The sequence below is a fragment of the Yoonia sp. genome (assembly GCF_036007805.1).
Taxonomy (GTDB): Bacteria; Pseudomonadota; Alphaproteobacteria; order Rhodobacterales; family Rhodobacteraceae; genus Yoonia.
Window position 1 is genome coordinate 1 of the sequence record NZ_DASYOK010000064.1, and the last position, 13,254, is coordinate 13,254.

The following is a 13,254-nucleotide window of genomic DNA, read 5'->3' on the forward strand; positions in this document are numbered from 1 at the left end:
TTGATGCCATTGACGAGAAACGCGAAATTCCGCTCGCGCGCGTGATCTTCTCGCTCGGGATCCGCCATGTGGGCGAAAACAGCGCGGCCCTTTTGGCCAACCACTACGCGTCTTGGGATGCGTTCGAGCAGGCCATGACCACTGCGGAAATCGGCGCGGGCGCTGCCTGGGAAGACCTGATCGGGATCGACGGCGTGGGCACTGTGATGGCCACATCGCTGGTGACGACCATGCAACAAGAGGCCGAGCGCGCATCAATTGACCGCCTGATCGCAGAGCTTTCCGTGCAGGATGCCGAAGCGCGGGCCACCGACAGCCCTGTTGCGGGCAAGACTGTGGTCTTCACAGGCACGCTCGAACGCATGACGCGGGCCGAGGCAAAAGCACGCGCCGAAAGCCTTGGCGCCAAAGTTTCGGGGTCGGTCAGCGCGAAAACAGACATCCTGATCGCGGGCCCTGGTGCGGGTTCAAAGGCCAAGAAAGCGGCCGATCTTGGGGTTGAGACGATGGACGAAGACGCCTGGCTTGCCCTGATCGGCGACGCATGAGCGGGCGGCCCGAAATCCTTTTTCCGCTTTTTGCAGAGCTGACGAAGCTTGACGGGATCGGCCCGAAATCGGCGCAAATCCTTGAGGCTGTGGGCATCGCCAAGCCGCTTGATATCCTGATGACATTGCCCGCCTCAGGCGTGGACCGCCACAGACGGGCCAGCATCCGTGAGGTTGTGCCGCCCGCTGTCGCCACTGTCGAGGTGACGGTGGGTGAGCACCATCCGCCGCGCACGCGCGGGCGGCCTTACCGTGTGCATGTTGAAGATGCGGAAACCTCGTTTCAACTGGTCTTTTTCCATGCGCGCGGTGACTATCTGCAGCGGCTGTTGCCGACGGGCCAAAGGCGGGTCGTGTCCGGCAAGGTCGAGATTTTTGACAACATCGCGCAGATCGTCCATCCCGATCACGTGCTGCCCGTGGCCGAGGCGGCCGATATTCCGGCATTCGAACCGGTCTATCCGCTGCACGCCGGTATTACGCAAAAAGCGATGTGGAAGGCGACACGGTCGGCGCTTTCCTTGCTGCCGGACCTGCCGGAATGGATTGATCCGGCTTTGAAGGCGCGTGAGAGCTGGCCGGATTGGGCGGCGGCGATGCGGGCCGCACATAGCCCGCAATCGACGTCCGACCTGTCGCCCCATGCGCTGGCGCGGGAACGACTGGCCTATGATGAGCTTTTCGCGCACCAGTTGACGCTGGCTTTGGCGCGGGCGGCCACACGGCGGGCCAAAGGGCGCGCGTCGCAGGCAACAGGCGTGCTGAGCACAAAGGTTCTTGAGGCTTTGCCGTACAAACCAACCGGTGCACAAAGCCATGCCATTGCTGAAATCGTCGCAGATCTGGCCACGCCTTTGCGGATGAACCGGCTTCTTCAGGGCGACGTCGGGTCGGGCAAGACGCTCGTTGCGCTGATGGCATTGCTGGCTGTGGTCGAAGCAGGCGGGCAGGGCGTGATGATGGCGCCGACCGAGATTCTGGCACGCCAGCATCTGGACGGGTTGCGGCCTTTGGCGGAATCTGCCGGTGTAACTTTGGATATCCTGACAGGGCGCGACAAGGGTGCCGTCCGTGCGGCCAAGCTTGACGCCCTCGCAAAGGGAGAGATCGACATCCTTGTCGGGACCCACGCGGTGTTTCAAAAAGATATCGCCTTCAATGACTTGCGCCTTGCCGTGATTGATGAACAGCACCGTTTCGGGGTGGCCCAGCGGATGCAGTTGGGCGCAAAGGGGCAGGCGGTTGATGTGCTGGTGATGACGGCCACGCCCATTCCGCGTTCGCTCGCGCTCGCGCAATATGGGGATATGGATGTGTCTGTGCTTGATGAAAAACCGCCCGGGCGGTCGCCTGTGCAGACGGCGCTGGTATCGGTTGCGCGGATGGACGAGGTGGTGGAAAAGCTCCGGCATGCGGTGGCGCAAGGGCGGCAAGCCTATTGGGTGTGTCCCTTGGTCGAAGAGAGCGAAGTCGTTGACATGACCGCCGCCGAAGAGCGGTTCAAGCGATTGCGCGCGGCATTGGGCGAGGGGGTTGTGGGGCTGGTTCATGGCCAGATGCCACCATCGGAAAAAGACGCGGCTATGGCACGGTTTGTGGCAGGCGACACCAAGGTGCTTGTCGCAACTACAGTGATCGAGGTGGGCGTCAACGTGCCCAACGCCTCGATCATGATGATTGAACATGCAGACCGCTTTGGTCTTGCGCAATTGCACCAACTGCGGGGCAGGGTCGGGCGGGGGTCTGCGGCATCGACCTGTTTGTTGCTCTATCAGGCGCCATTAAGCGAAAGCGGGCGACGCCGGCTTGAGATATTGCGCGAAACCGAAGACGGTTTCCGGATTTCTGAAGAAGATCTGGCTATGCGCGGTGCAGGCGATGTGATTGGTACCGCCCAGTCGGGCATTCCACGGTTCAGGATTGCCGATCTTGAACGGCAGGCAGGCCAGATGGCAGTGGCCCAAACCGACGCACGCAAACTGCTCAATGACGACCCGAAACTGGAAACACCCCGCGGCAAGGCCGCCAGAACGCTCCTTTGGCTGATGGAGCAGGACAAAGCGATCCGTTTAATATCAGTGGGTTAACCTCATTAATCACAAAATGTTCTCAAATGTTCTATAAAAGTTCTTTACAGGTGGTTAATGATGTGAGAACAAAGTAGCAACAGAACATGAGGAGAACACACCAATGGCTGAAGAGATCAAATCCGTTATTGCACGCTCCCGCGACACGATTGTTGCAGATGCTTTGGGTGTTGCCGCCCTCATGGTCATGTTGATTGTTGGATTGGCCTTGCCCGGGCTGATCTGACCTGCCGAGACGTGCGCGACCCGGTCTGTCACATTGCCCTGTCCCAAGAATGCAATGCTGGATGACCTGCCTGTCTGATATCCAAAGCGGGGGTTTTGCCTCTCCCCATGGAATACTGGACCGAGTTGTGTACGTTTTCAAACCTGCCGCCGCCATCTGCCCGGATGTGCGGCGGTTTTTTTATGCGCTGGCCTGTTGGCTGTGCAGGGCGTCCAGAGTGGCATCAAAGGCCAACATGATCGACGCGTGACGGTTCTTATAGTCCTTAGCGGGTTGGAGAACCTCAAGATCGCCAAAGGGGGCAGCAGGTACGGGGCCATCTGATTTGAGCATCTCATAAAGCGCATCACGACCAGCTTGTACCTGATCGAGGGTGAGGCCCACGATATGCGCGCCAACCACAGCTGCCGCGGCCTGACCCAAAGCGCAGGCTTTCACATCCTGCCCGTAGTCCGTAATCACACCATCGGTCAGTTCCAGATCCACGGTCACTGTTGAGCCGCACAAAGGGGCCCGCTTTTTCGCGGTCGCTGTCGGATGGTCCAGACGCGTGGTGCGCGGCATATCCGCCGCCAGCGCCAGAATACGCCCCGAGTAGAGTTTGATCAGATCGTTTTCCGCCGACATCGCGTTGCCCTTTTTCTTACACCCCATTAGATAGTGCGGGCCGCCCCGCTTGCAAAGGTTTTTGATATGCCCTTCGATCCCGCAACCCTGCTTTATAACGACGCAGGCCTGATCCCTGCGATTGCGCAAGATGCTGCAACAGGTGAGGTGCTGATGATGGCATGGATGAACGCCGATGCCGTGGCGCAGACGCTTGAGACAGGGCGCGTCACCTATTGGTCGCGTTCACGTCAGGAATTCTGGATAAAGGGCGCGACCAGTGGAAACACGCAAGAACTGGTGGACTTCCGCGTAGATTGTGACCGTGATTGCCTCTTGGTGCGGGTGAACCAGACGGGGCCGGCCTGTCACACAGGCGCGCGCAGTTGCTTTTTCACTGTTGTACGTGACGGCGAAGAGGTCACCGACTAATCCCGCCAGCCGATCATGTTCTTGATATCTGCGGGCGTAGCACCTTCGGCACGGTAACGGGCCAGCGCCTTCGAATGATCAATCTTTGCCAGCCGCTTGCCAGCCGCGTCCGTAATCAGCGCGTGGTGATGATAGACGGGTGTCGGATAGCCCAAAAGCGCCTGCATCAGCACATGCAGCGGCGTCAGATCATAAAGGTCCATCCCGCGCACCACATGCGTAATCCCTTGCAGTGCATCATCGACGACGCAGGCAAGGTGGTAGGCCGGATCGCCCGTGTCCTTGCGCCGCAGGATCTGGTCACCGATGGTATTGATCAGGGTATCTTTGGTGATCTTGATCAACGCGGGCGCGTCGGTCCCGATTTCAAGATACTGCAGCGGGCCATCAACCCGCTCTAAAACCTTGCCAATATCCAACCGCAGCCCATCGCTTGCCTGTGCATCACCCACTGTGCGGTGGCGACAGGTGCCAGGATAAACCAACCCGTCGGCCCCCGGCACGGCACCCGCATCTGCAATCTGGCGGCGTGTGCAACTGCACGGATAGATCAGACCCGCTTTGCCAAGCCGGTCCAGAACGGCGTTGTAATCCGCGTAGTGGTCGGACTGCCGACGCACCGGTGTCGGCCATGACAGCCCGAGCCATGCCAGATCTTCGTATATGCCCGCCTCATGTGCGGGACGCACGCGCGTGCTGTCGGTATCTTCGATCCGCAGTAAGGCGGTGCCACCCATGTCACGCGCAACCTGCCAGACTGTCAGCGCCGAATAGGCGTGTCCAAGATGCAAAGGACCGGTGGGTGAGGGGGCAAACCGCGTCAGCACGCTATTCGGCGGCGTCCAGCATCGTCTGGCCCAGCCATGCCTGCCAGTCGATCTTGGCGCGGTCGGTATAGGCTTTGTAGCGCTCTTTGCGGCCACGGCGGCCGCTTTTGACGCCATCCAACGGTGGGAACAGCCCGAAATTGACGTTCATCGGCTGAAACGTCTTTGCCTCGGCCCCGCCGGTGATATGCGTGACAAGCGCACCCATTGCGGTGGTGTTTGGCACCGGCGCAAGGCTGCGTCCCGTCATTTCGGCAACTGCCATACGCCCCGCCAAAAGGCCCATGGCAGCACTTTCGACATAGCCTTCGACGCCAGTGATTTGCCCTGCAAAGCGGATATTGGGTCGGCTGCGCAGGCGCATTTGATCGTCAAGCAAGGTAGGCGAGTTGATGAATGTGTTGCGGTGGATCCCGCCCAGCCGCGCAAATTCCGCATCTTCAAGGCCGGGAATCATTTTGAAAACAGCTTTTTGCGCGCCGTACTTCATCTTGGTCTGAAAACCGACGATATTGTAAAGCGTGCCCAAGGCATTATCGCGGCGCAATTGTACCACCGCATAGGGCTTGTTTTGCGGATCATGGGCGTTGGTCAGGCCGACGGGTTTCATCGGCCCAAAGCGCAGGGTTTCGCGCCCGCGTTCGGCCATCACCTCGATCGGCAGGCAGCCGTCAAAGTAGCCAGCGGTCTCGCCTTCCTTGAATTCGGTCTTTTCGGCGTCCAAGAGCGCATCAACAAACGCCTCATACTGCGCCTTCGTCATCGGGCAATTCAGGTATGCGGTCTGCTCCGCCTCGGTTTCGCCTTTGTCATAGCGCGACTGCATCCATGCCACATCCATGTTGATGCTCTCGTGATAGACAATCGGTGCAATCGCATCGAAGAAGGCAAGCGCCTCGGCGCTGGTTTCGGCCTGAATCGCTTCGGCCAAAGCGCCCGACGTCAGGGGACCTGTCGCGACGATCCAGTTCCCACTTTCAGGGAGTGCCTTAATCTCTTCATAAGACACAGAAATATTTGGATGGGCCTTGAGCGCCGCTGTCACGCTTTCGGCGAAAGGATCGCGGTCCACCGCCAGCGCGCCGCCCGCAGGCAGGCGGTGTTTATGGGCGGTGTGCATGATCAGCCCGTCAGCCTGCATCATTTCCCAGTGAAGCAGGCCTACAGCATTCTGTTCATGGTCATCCGACCGGAACGAATTGGAACACACCATTTCGCCAAGGTTGCCTGTACGATGCGCAAAGGTTGCGACCTTGGGGCGCATTTCGTGAATGACAACTTTCAGGCCCGCGTTCGCCGCCTGCCAGGCTGCCTCTGATCCGGCCATGCCGCCGCCGATGATATTGAGTGTTTTATCCATATGCGTGATCTAATCCGCAGCCCCGCAAAAGAAAAGGCCCGCGACAATCTGCGGGCCTTTTGGTTTATTCTGTCATGGGCGTTTCGTCCTCTTCACCCTGATCGGCAATCCAGGCGACGCTGACCACCGTTTCGCCCTTTCCGGTGTCGAACACCTTGACGCCACCAGCCCCACGCGAGCGGAAGGAAATCCCTTCAACCGGCACGCGGATCGACTGGCCCGTAGATGTGACCAGCATGATCTGGTCGGACATTTCAACAGGGAAGGACGTGACCAAAGGCCCGCCGCGCATCGCCTTGTCCATCGCGGCAACACCCATGCCGCCGCGCCCGCGCACAGGGTAGTCATGGCTTGAAGACAGCTTGCCCGATCCTTTGGCCGTGATCGTCAGGATCAGGTTTTCGGCTGCAGACATTTCCGCATAGCGTTCGGGGCTGATCGCACCGGCCACGGCCTCTTCCTCGTCATCGACTTCGGCATCATCGGCCAGACCCGCCATCGCGCGGCGCATCTTCAGATAGGCCGCGCGCTCTTCCGCCTCGGCTTTGAAGTGACGGATGATAGACATGGACACGACTTTGTCGTCGCCTTGCAGACGGATGCCGCGCACACCCACCGAACTGCGCGAGTTGAAGACGCGCACGTCGGTTGCGGGGAAACGGATGGCGCGTCCGCTATCGGTGATCAGCATCACATCATCTTCATTAGATGCAATGCGTGCGTTGATGAGCGTCGTGTCTGCATGCTCATCTTCAAATTTCATCGCAATCTTGCCGTTGCGCATGACATTGGTGAAATCCGACAGCTTGTTGCGGCGCACAGTGCCCGCAGAGGTCGCAAAGACCACTTGCAGGTCGTCCCATTCTTCCTCGGGGCGGTCCACAGGCATGATTGCGGCAATGGAAACACCGGGCGGAATTGGCAGGATATTGACGATCGCCTTGCCCTTGGCGGTGCGGCTGCCAAGCGGCAAACGCCATGTTTTCAGCTTGTAGACCATGCCATCGGTCGTGAAGAACAAAAGCTGAGTGTGCGTATTGGCCACGAAGAGGGTGGTGACCACATCCTCTTCTTTGGTTGCCATGGACGACAGACCCTTACCGCCACGTCGTTGCGCACGGAAATCGGCCAAGGCGGTGCGTTTGATATAGCCGCCCGAGGTCACAGTGACGACCATGTCCTCTTTCTCGATCAGGTCTTCGTCTTCCATGTCGCCTGACCAGTCGACGATTTCGGTGCGGCGCGGCACGGCGAACAGATCGCGCACCTCGGTAAGCTCATCACGGATGATCTGCATGATCCGTTCGCGTGAGCCCAGAATTTCAAGGTATTCACGGATCTTGCCAGCCAGTTCCTGCAGCTCGTCGGTGACTTCTTTCACACCGATTTGTGTCAGGCGTTGCAGACGCAACTCAAGGATTGCGCGCGCTTGCGCTTCGGACAGATTATAGGTGCCATCCTCGTTTGCGGGATGGGTCGGATCATCAATCAGCTTGATATATTCAAGGATCGCTTCCGCAGGCCAACGGCGTGTCATCAGCTTTTCGCGCGCTGTCGCGGCATCGGCGGACGAGCGAATGGTCGCCACAACCTCATCAATATTGGTAACGGCAACGGCCAGACCGCAAAGCAGGTGCGAGCGTTCACGCGCCTTGCGCAATTCAAACGCCGTCCGGCGCGCGACCACTTCTTCGCGGAAATCCACAAAAGCGGTCAAAAAGGCACGCAGGGTCAGTTGCTCAGGCTTGCCGCCATTCAGCGCAAGCATGTTGCAGCCAAAGTAGGTTTGCATCGGTGTAAAGCGGAAGAGCTGGTTCAGGACGACCTCGGCGGTGGCATCACGCTTGAGTTCGACCACCACGCGCACGCCATTGCGGTCGGATTCGTCCTGCACATGGGCAATGCCTTCGATCTTCTTGTCGCGCGCAGCCTCGGCGATCCGGTCAATCATTGAGGCTTTGTTCACTTGATAGGGAATCTCATTGATCACAATGGCATAGCGGTCTTTGCGAATTTCCTCGACCACGGTTTTGGCACGGACAATTACAGACCCGCGGCCTTCCAGATAGGCCTTGCGCGCACCCGCACGGCCCAGAATGATCCCGCCGGTGGGGAAATCGGGGGCAGGGATGTAGTCGATCAACTCCTCTGACGTCATGTCAGGGTTGTCGATCAGCGCGAGCGTCGCGTCGATGACTTCACCCAGGTTATGCGGCGGAATATTCGTGGCCATCCCCACGGCAATACCGCCCGCGCCATTGACCAGCATATTGGGATAGCGGGCAGGCAGAACCGTCGGCTCACGGTCCTTGCCATCATAGTTGTCCTGAAAATCAACGGTGTCCTTGTCAATATCGGCCAGCAGATAAACCGCCGGCTGGTCCATCCGCACCTCGGTATAGCGATAGGCCGCCGCGCGGTCGCCATCCATGGAGCCAAAGTTGCCCTGACCATCCAAAAGCACCAGCGACATCGAGAAATCCTGCGCCATCCGCACCAGCGCGTCATAGATCGCACTGTCACCGTGGGGGTGGTATTTACCCATTGTCTCGGCCACAGGGCGCGAAGATTTCCGGTAAGGTTTGTCCGGTGTGTTGCCCGTGCCGTGCATCGCATAGAGGATACGGCGGTGCACCGGTTTCAGACCATCGCGCAAATCCGGGATCGCGCGCGACACGATGACGCTCATGGCGTAATCCAGATAGCTGGTCTTCAGCTCATGCTCGATCGTGACAGAAGGCCCCTCATACGCAGGACGCATGGGCGGGTTTTCTTCATCGTTTTCAGGTGTTTCTGGGGTATCGTTCACGTGATCCGCCTGTTGGTTTTTGGACTGCTACATCTGGTTGCAGCCACTCTATCAGACACTTGATATGGGGTGCAATGATGGATGCAATCAGGCGTTAGCAGCCACGGACACATGCTGCTAATATATTGTTTTTGTTGACATAAATTTATCCGGTGGAATCATGGACTTGAGGTTCACCTGAGCAGAGGAAAAAACATGTCATCCGAAACCGAATTGATGCTGAAAGGCTACGGGCTGACCACAGCCGAGATGTTCTATCACATGCCGGATTACCCGCATGTTCTGAACACCTTTGTATGGCAGGACTATGATCTGGCACCCGACCACAACAAGCTTTTGAATTTCATCAGCTTTTGGCGCGAAGAGCTGGAAGGTCCGCTGCATTCCGTGCGGTTTGTCCACCGCAAGATGATCAGCCCGGGTGAATGGCGCCATGTGACGGGCGAATTTACCTATCACTAAGCGTTAGAATTGTCCCGGCGTCGGTTGTGGAACAAGCGGAATATCACGGGCAGGCGTACTGCAGGCCGCGAGTGTGAGAAGGCCAATGAGTGCGGTCAGGGCAAGGGTGCGTTTGTGCATGAAGAAATACCTTTTTCGTTCTTTGCCTACCCTTAATCGCAGCTAATTCTTTCGAAAAGATAGATAATGCGTCTTTACAGAAAACCGCCTATCCCGCGCGTTTGATCATCCCGAAAAGATCACGCGGATCATCAGGATCCGCGATCAGGTCCAGATCAAGATAGAAAGGCGTATCCTGGATCTTGCGGTGGACGTAGCGCAGTGCGCTGAAATCCTCGATGGCAAAGCCGACACCGTCAAAAAGCGTCACTTCACCGGCTGATTTGCGCCCAGTCTGCGCGCCGGTGATCACTTGCCAAAGCTCGGTTACAGGGTGATCTTCCGGCATCTGCTGGATTTCACCTTCAATCCGCGTTTGCGGCGGGTATTCCACGAAAATAGAAGACCGCGCGACGATATCGCGGTGCAATTCCGTCTTGCCGGGGCAATCGCCGCCAATGGCATTAATATGCACGCCAGCCCCCACCATATTATCGGTGAGGATCGTTTGCATGTCCTTGTCGGCGGTGGCGACAGTGATCACATCGGCACCTTCAATCGCCTCTTCCGGCGTTGCGCAGGGGGTAATGTGAAAACCCAGTCCAGCAAGGTTTTTCATACATTTTTCGGTTGCGGCACTGTCGATGTCGTATAGGCGGATATTGTCGATCCCGCAGACGGCCTTGATTGCGAGGCACTGGAATTCCGACTGCGCGCCATTGCCGATCATCGCCATGGTCTTGGCGTCTTTGGATGCAAGGTGCTTTGTTGCCACGGCCGACATAGCACCAGTGCGCAGCGCGGTCAGGATCGTCATTTCGGAAAACAGCACCGGATAACCGCTATAGACGTCCGAGAGAACACCAAAGGCGGTGACCGTTTGTAGACCTTCTTTCATGTTCTTGGGGTGGCCGTTGACATATTTGAAGCCGTAGAATTCACCATCAGACGTTGGCATCAACTCGATGACACCAACATCCGAATGGCTGCCCACACGGGGCGTTTTGTCAAACAACTCCCAACGGGCGAAATCCGATTCGATCTCACTTGCGAGATCGGCAAGAAATGCCTCGATCCCGATGTGATGCACGAGGCGCATCATGTTATCGACGCTGACGAAGGGCACCATGGCCCGCTGCGATGCTTTCAAGCTCATTTTTTGTCTCGTGTTGGGCGGTCAAAGACGCGACGGCCAAGAAGCGATGCGGTCAGATCGACCATCAGGTTTGCGGTGGTGCCGCGGTCATCAAGGAAGGGGTTCAACTCGACAAGGTCGAGCGATGTGACGAGTTCACTGTCCGAGAGAATTTCCATCACCAGATGCCCTTCGCGCACGGTCGCACCGCCTGGCACGGTGGTACCGACGGCAGGGGCAACGGAAGGATCAAGGAAATCGACGTCCAGCGATACGTGCAGCATCCCATCCACGGCCGCGACACGCTCAAGAAAGGCTTTCAGCGGGGTGCTGATTCCTTCCTCGTCAATCCGGCGCATATCGACCAGTTCGACATCACCGCCCGCCAGTACCGCATGTTCCGCCTCATCGACAGAACGCAGGCCGATCATGCAAATGTTTTGCGTTTCGACCTTGGCGGGCAAGGGCGGGAAGGCGTCAAATCCATCACGACCTGTCACGTAACCCACGGGTGTGCCGTGCAAATTGCCGCTGTCGGTGGTGTCGGGCGTATGAATATCACTGTGGGCATCCAACCAAAGCGCAAAGAAGGGACGTCCCATCTTTTGCGCATGGGCGGCCATGCCTGCGACGGTGCCCGCGGCCAAAGCGTGATCGCCCCCCAAGAAGATCGGCATCCCGCGGGGGGCTGCCTCTTGTGCGGCGGCCATCAGGGTCTGCGCCCAACCGACGTTTTCCGCCAGCTTATGCACGAGCGGGTTTTTCGGCGCGGCGACGGTGACGTCGGCAGGTGCCAAATTGCCCATATCCTCAACCGTATGGCCAAGTTTTCTGATCGCCTCTGCGATGCCGGCCGTGCGGTAAGCGTCGGGGCCCATCAGGCAACCTTGGCGGCGTTTGCCACAGTCCACAGGGGCCCCAATCAATATGCAGTGTTTTTTTGTCATGGTCAGAGTTTTGCTCAAAACAGGGGATGGGTTAAGCCAACAAATTGTGCAAAATGGTCATGGATTAGACAATTTGGATGGTTGCAATGGACGAATTGGACGCTCACCTGATCGCGGCCTTGAAACGCAATGGGCGCGCGTCGCTGTCCGAGCTTGCCGATCAGCTTGGCGTCACCCGCAGCACGGTGCGCGTGCGTCTTGACCGGCTAGTCCAAGGGGGCGAGATCGCGGGGTTTACGGTGCTGACGCGGTCAGACGTGCGGCCTGATCCCGTGCGCGGTCTGATGATGTTGGAAATCGCAGGGCGCGGGGCTGAAAAGGTGATGAAGCAACTGCAACGGATGCCCGAGGTGCAGGCGGTCCATTCCACGAACGGCACATGGGATCTGATCGCCGAGATCGGGACCGATACGCTGGAAAAATTCGATCAGGCCCTGTTTGCGATCCGGCGTCTGGATGGCGTTACGCGCTCCGAGACGAATCTTTTGCTGTCGACGCGGCGCTAAGACGGAATGCAATGATCCAACCGATCACCAGAACAAGCGACAAAATCGCGTTCCAGCTGGCCATGGAGAGCGAAAAGAGCTCCCAGCTGACCTCATCGCACATTACAACGCGCGGGCCTGTAATGGTCAGAAGGTCCGCGCCGGTCAGCCCCTCCAAACCGCGCCCGCCAGAGCAGCTGCTCGGGCCTTCCCACCAGTCCCGTTCCACGCCGGTGTGAAAGACGCCAATGGCTGCGGTCGTTGCGGCGGCAATGGCGCCAAGCAAAGGCAGTACACGGCCCGGAAACCGCAATGCCAGTACACCGATCAGGATTGCGGCCGCATGGGGCCAGCGTTGCCACAGACACATCGCGCAGGGCGGATAGCCCAAGGCCTGAAACAGAAAAGCACCTGCCAACAACGCAGCAGATCCACCTGCAGACAACAAGATCATCAGGTTTCTGGTCATAACAGCCCGATCATAGCGAATCCCCCGATGAGGAGCACGCAAAATACGATGAACACCAATCCGAGCCGACGTTCGATAAAGTCGCGGATGGGTGCGCCGAATTTCCACAAAAGTGCTGCGACAAGGAAGAACCTCAGCGCGCGCGCAAAAATGGAAGACACGATGAAGACCGACAAGGGCAGGCCGGTGACGCCCGAGGCGATGGTGATCACCTTGAATGGCAGGAAGGTCACACCCGCTACCACCACAGCCCATGCGCCATATTCATTAAACACCGCCGACATCTCGGCAAAACTGGCGTCCTTGCCATAAAGCTCGAGGATCGGCTGGCCGATCGTCTCCATCAGCACAGCGCCGATGTAGTAGCCGAACAAACCACCGGCAACAGAAGCGGCGGTGGCAATAGCGGCAATCAGAAAGGCCCGCGAAGGCCGCGCAATGATCATGGGGATCATCAGCACATCGGGCGGGATGGGGAAAAACGAGGATTCAATAAAGGACACGAACGCCAGCACCCACAGGGCGTAGGGCGATCTCGCGCTTGAAATGGTCCAGTTATAAAGCCTGCGTAACATCGTCTGCCCGGTGATTTTCTGCCTTAGGCCATGAAGTGTCTCGCTCGTCAAGCTTGTGTTGACATGGTGGCATCTGGACGGTTTCCAAAACCACCACGAGCAGGGGGCTGATTGTCGGCGCCATGCCGCAGATAAGAAAGCGACCCGAGAACACTGGCAACCTTGTGGATTGCGACACATTTTCAAG

Annotated in this window: 14 protein-coding genes; 6 read left to right on the forward strand and 8 right to left on the reverse strand. The window is 58.2% G+C overall.

Translation table 11 applies throughout. The features are described 5' to 3' along the window. The 3 genes from VGP75_RS03895 to VGP75_RS03905 form a co-directional block, all read left to right on the forward strand. The coding region (locus VGP75_RS03895) for a helix-hairpin-helix domain-containing protein (RefSeq protein WP_327542409.1) at positions 1-548 on the forward strand (548 nt) is incomplete at its 5' end. Continuing rightward, positions 545-2,635, forward strand: a complete 2,091-nt coding sequence (gene recG / locus VGP75_RS03900; RefSeq protein WP_327542410.1) for an ATP-dependent DNA helicase RecG — start codon at positions 545-547, stop codon at positions 2,633-2,635. The genes VGP75_RS03895 and recG, both read left to right, overlap by 4 nt. A 103-nt stretch (positions 2,636-2,738) precedes the next feature. Then, complete coding sequence (locus tag VGP75_RS03905; protein ID WP_278247265.1) at positions 2,739-2,861, forward strand: hypothetical protein; 123 nt, start codon at positions 2,739-2,741, stop codon at positions 2,859-2,861. 180 nt (positions 2,862-3,041) lie between these two features. Here the strand turns inward: VGP75_RS03905 and VGP75_RS03910 are convergent, their stop codons facing one another. Beyond that, complete coding sequence (locus tag VGP75_RS03910; RefSeq protein WP_327542411.1) at positions 3,042-3,488, reverse strand: iron-sulfur cluster assembly scaffold protein; 447 nt, start codon at positions 3,486-3,488, stop codon at positions 3,042-3,044. 66 nt (positions 3,489-3,554) lie between these two features. Here VGP75_RS03910 and hisI point away from each other — a divergent pair, with 66 nt between their 5' ends. Next, positions 3,555-3,899: a phosphoribosyl-AMP cyclohydrolase gene (hisI, locus tag VGP75_RS03915; protein ID WP_327542412.1), complete on the forward strand. Its 345-nt coding sequence runs from the start codon at positions 3,555-3,557 to the stop codon at positions 3,897-3,899. Here hisI and gluQRS read toward each other — a convergent pair. From gluQRS to gyrA, 3 genes are all read right to left on the reverse strand, one after another. After that, entirely contained in the window at positions 3,896-4,726 is an 831-nt protein-coding gene (gene gluQRS, locus VGP75_RS03920) for a tRNA glutamyl-Q(34) synthetase GluQRS (RefSeq protein ID WP_327542413.1), read from the reverse strand. The genes hisI and gluQRS overlap by 4 nt on opposite strands. A gap of 1 nt (position 4,727) precedes the next feature. After that, positions 4,728-6,086 carry a methylenetetrahydrofolate--tRNA-(uracil(54)-C(5))-methyltransferase (FADH(2)-oxidizing) TrmFO gene (gene trmFO, locus VGP75_RS03925; RefSeq protein WP_327542414.1) on the reverse strand — a complete coding sequence of 453 codons (1,359 nt, stop codon included), beginning with the start codon at positions 6,084-6,086 and terminating at the stop codon, positions 4,728-4,730. Positions 6,087-6,150: 64 nt separating this feature from the next. Next, positions 6,151-8,895: a DNA gyrase subunit A gene (gene gyrA, locus VGP75_RS03930; RefSeq protein WP_327542415.1), complete on the reverse strand. Its 2,745-nt coding sequence runs from the start codon at positions 8,893-8,895 to the stop codon at positions 6,151-6,153. A 195-nt stretch (positions 8,896-9,090) separates the two neighbouring features. Between gyrA and VGP75_RS03935 the strand changes: the two genes are divergently transcribed. Continuing rightward, on the forward strand, positions 9,091-9,357 hold the full coding sequence (locus VGP75_RS03935; protein WP_327542416.1) for an usg protein: 267 nt from the start codon (positions 9,091-9,093) through the stop codon (positions 9,355-9,357). 208 nt (positions 9,358-9,565) lie between these two features. On the opposite strand, the gene ocd is transcribed toward VGP75_RS03935, so the two are convergent. Together ocd and rocF are read right to left on the reverse strand one after the other, a co-directional pair. After that, positions 9,566-10,612, reverse strand: coding sequence for an ornithine cyclodeaminase (gene ocd / locus VGP75_RS03940; protein WP_327542417.1), 1,047 nt, complete (start codon positions 10,610-10,612; stop codon positions 9,566-9,568). Next, positions 10,609-11,538, reverse strand: a complete 930-nt coding sequence (rocF, locus tag VGP75_RS03945) for an arginase (RefSeq protein WP_327542418.1) — start codon at positions 11,536-11,538, stop codon at positions 10,609-10,611. The genes ocd and rocF overlap by 4 nt, the downstream gene beginning before the upstream one ends. Positions 11,539-11,624: 86 nt before the next feature. Between rocF and VGP75_RS03950 the strand changes: the two genes are divergently transcribed. Next, the gene (locus VGP75_RS03950) at positions 11,625-12,044 is read left to right on the forward strand and encodes an Lrp/AsnC family transcriptional regulator (protein WP_327542419.1); all 420 of its coding nucleotides are present in this window, start codon (positions 11,625-11,627) and stop codon (positions 12,042-12,044) included. Here the strand turns inward: VGP75_RS03950 and VGP75_RS03955 are convergent. Together VGP75_RS03955 and VGP75_RS03960 are read right to left on the reverse strand one after the other, a co-directional pair. Beyond that, positions 12,001-12,492, reverse strand: coding sequence for a disulfide bond formation protein B (locus tag VGP75_RS03955; protein ID WP_327542420.1), 492 nt, complete (start codon positions 12,490-12,492; stop codon positions 12,001-12,003). The genes VGP75_RS03950 and VGP75_RS03955 overlap by 44 nt on opposite strands. Beyond that, positions 12,489-13,067 carry a YqaA family protein gene (locus VGP75_RS03960; protein WP_327542421.1) on the reverse strand — a complete coding sequence of 193 codons (579 nt, stop codon included), beginning with the start codon at positions 13,065-13,067 and terminating at the stop codon, positions 12,489-12,491. Before VGP75_RS03960 ends, VGP75_RS03955 begins: the two co-directional genes overlap by 4 nt. Positions 13,068-13,254: the final 187 nt, after the last annotated feature.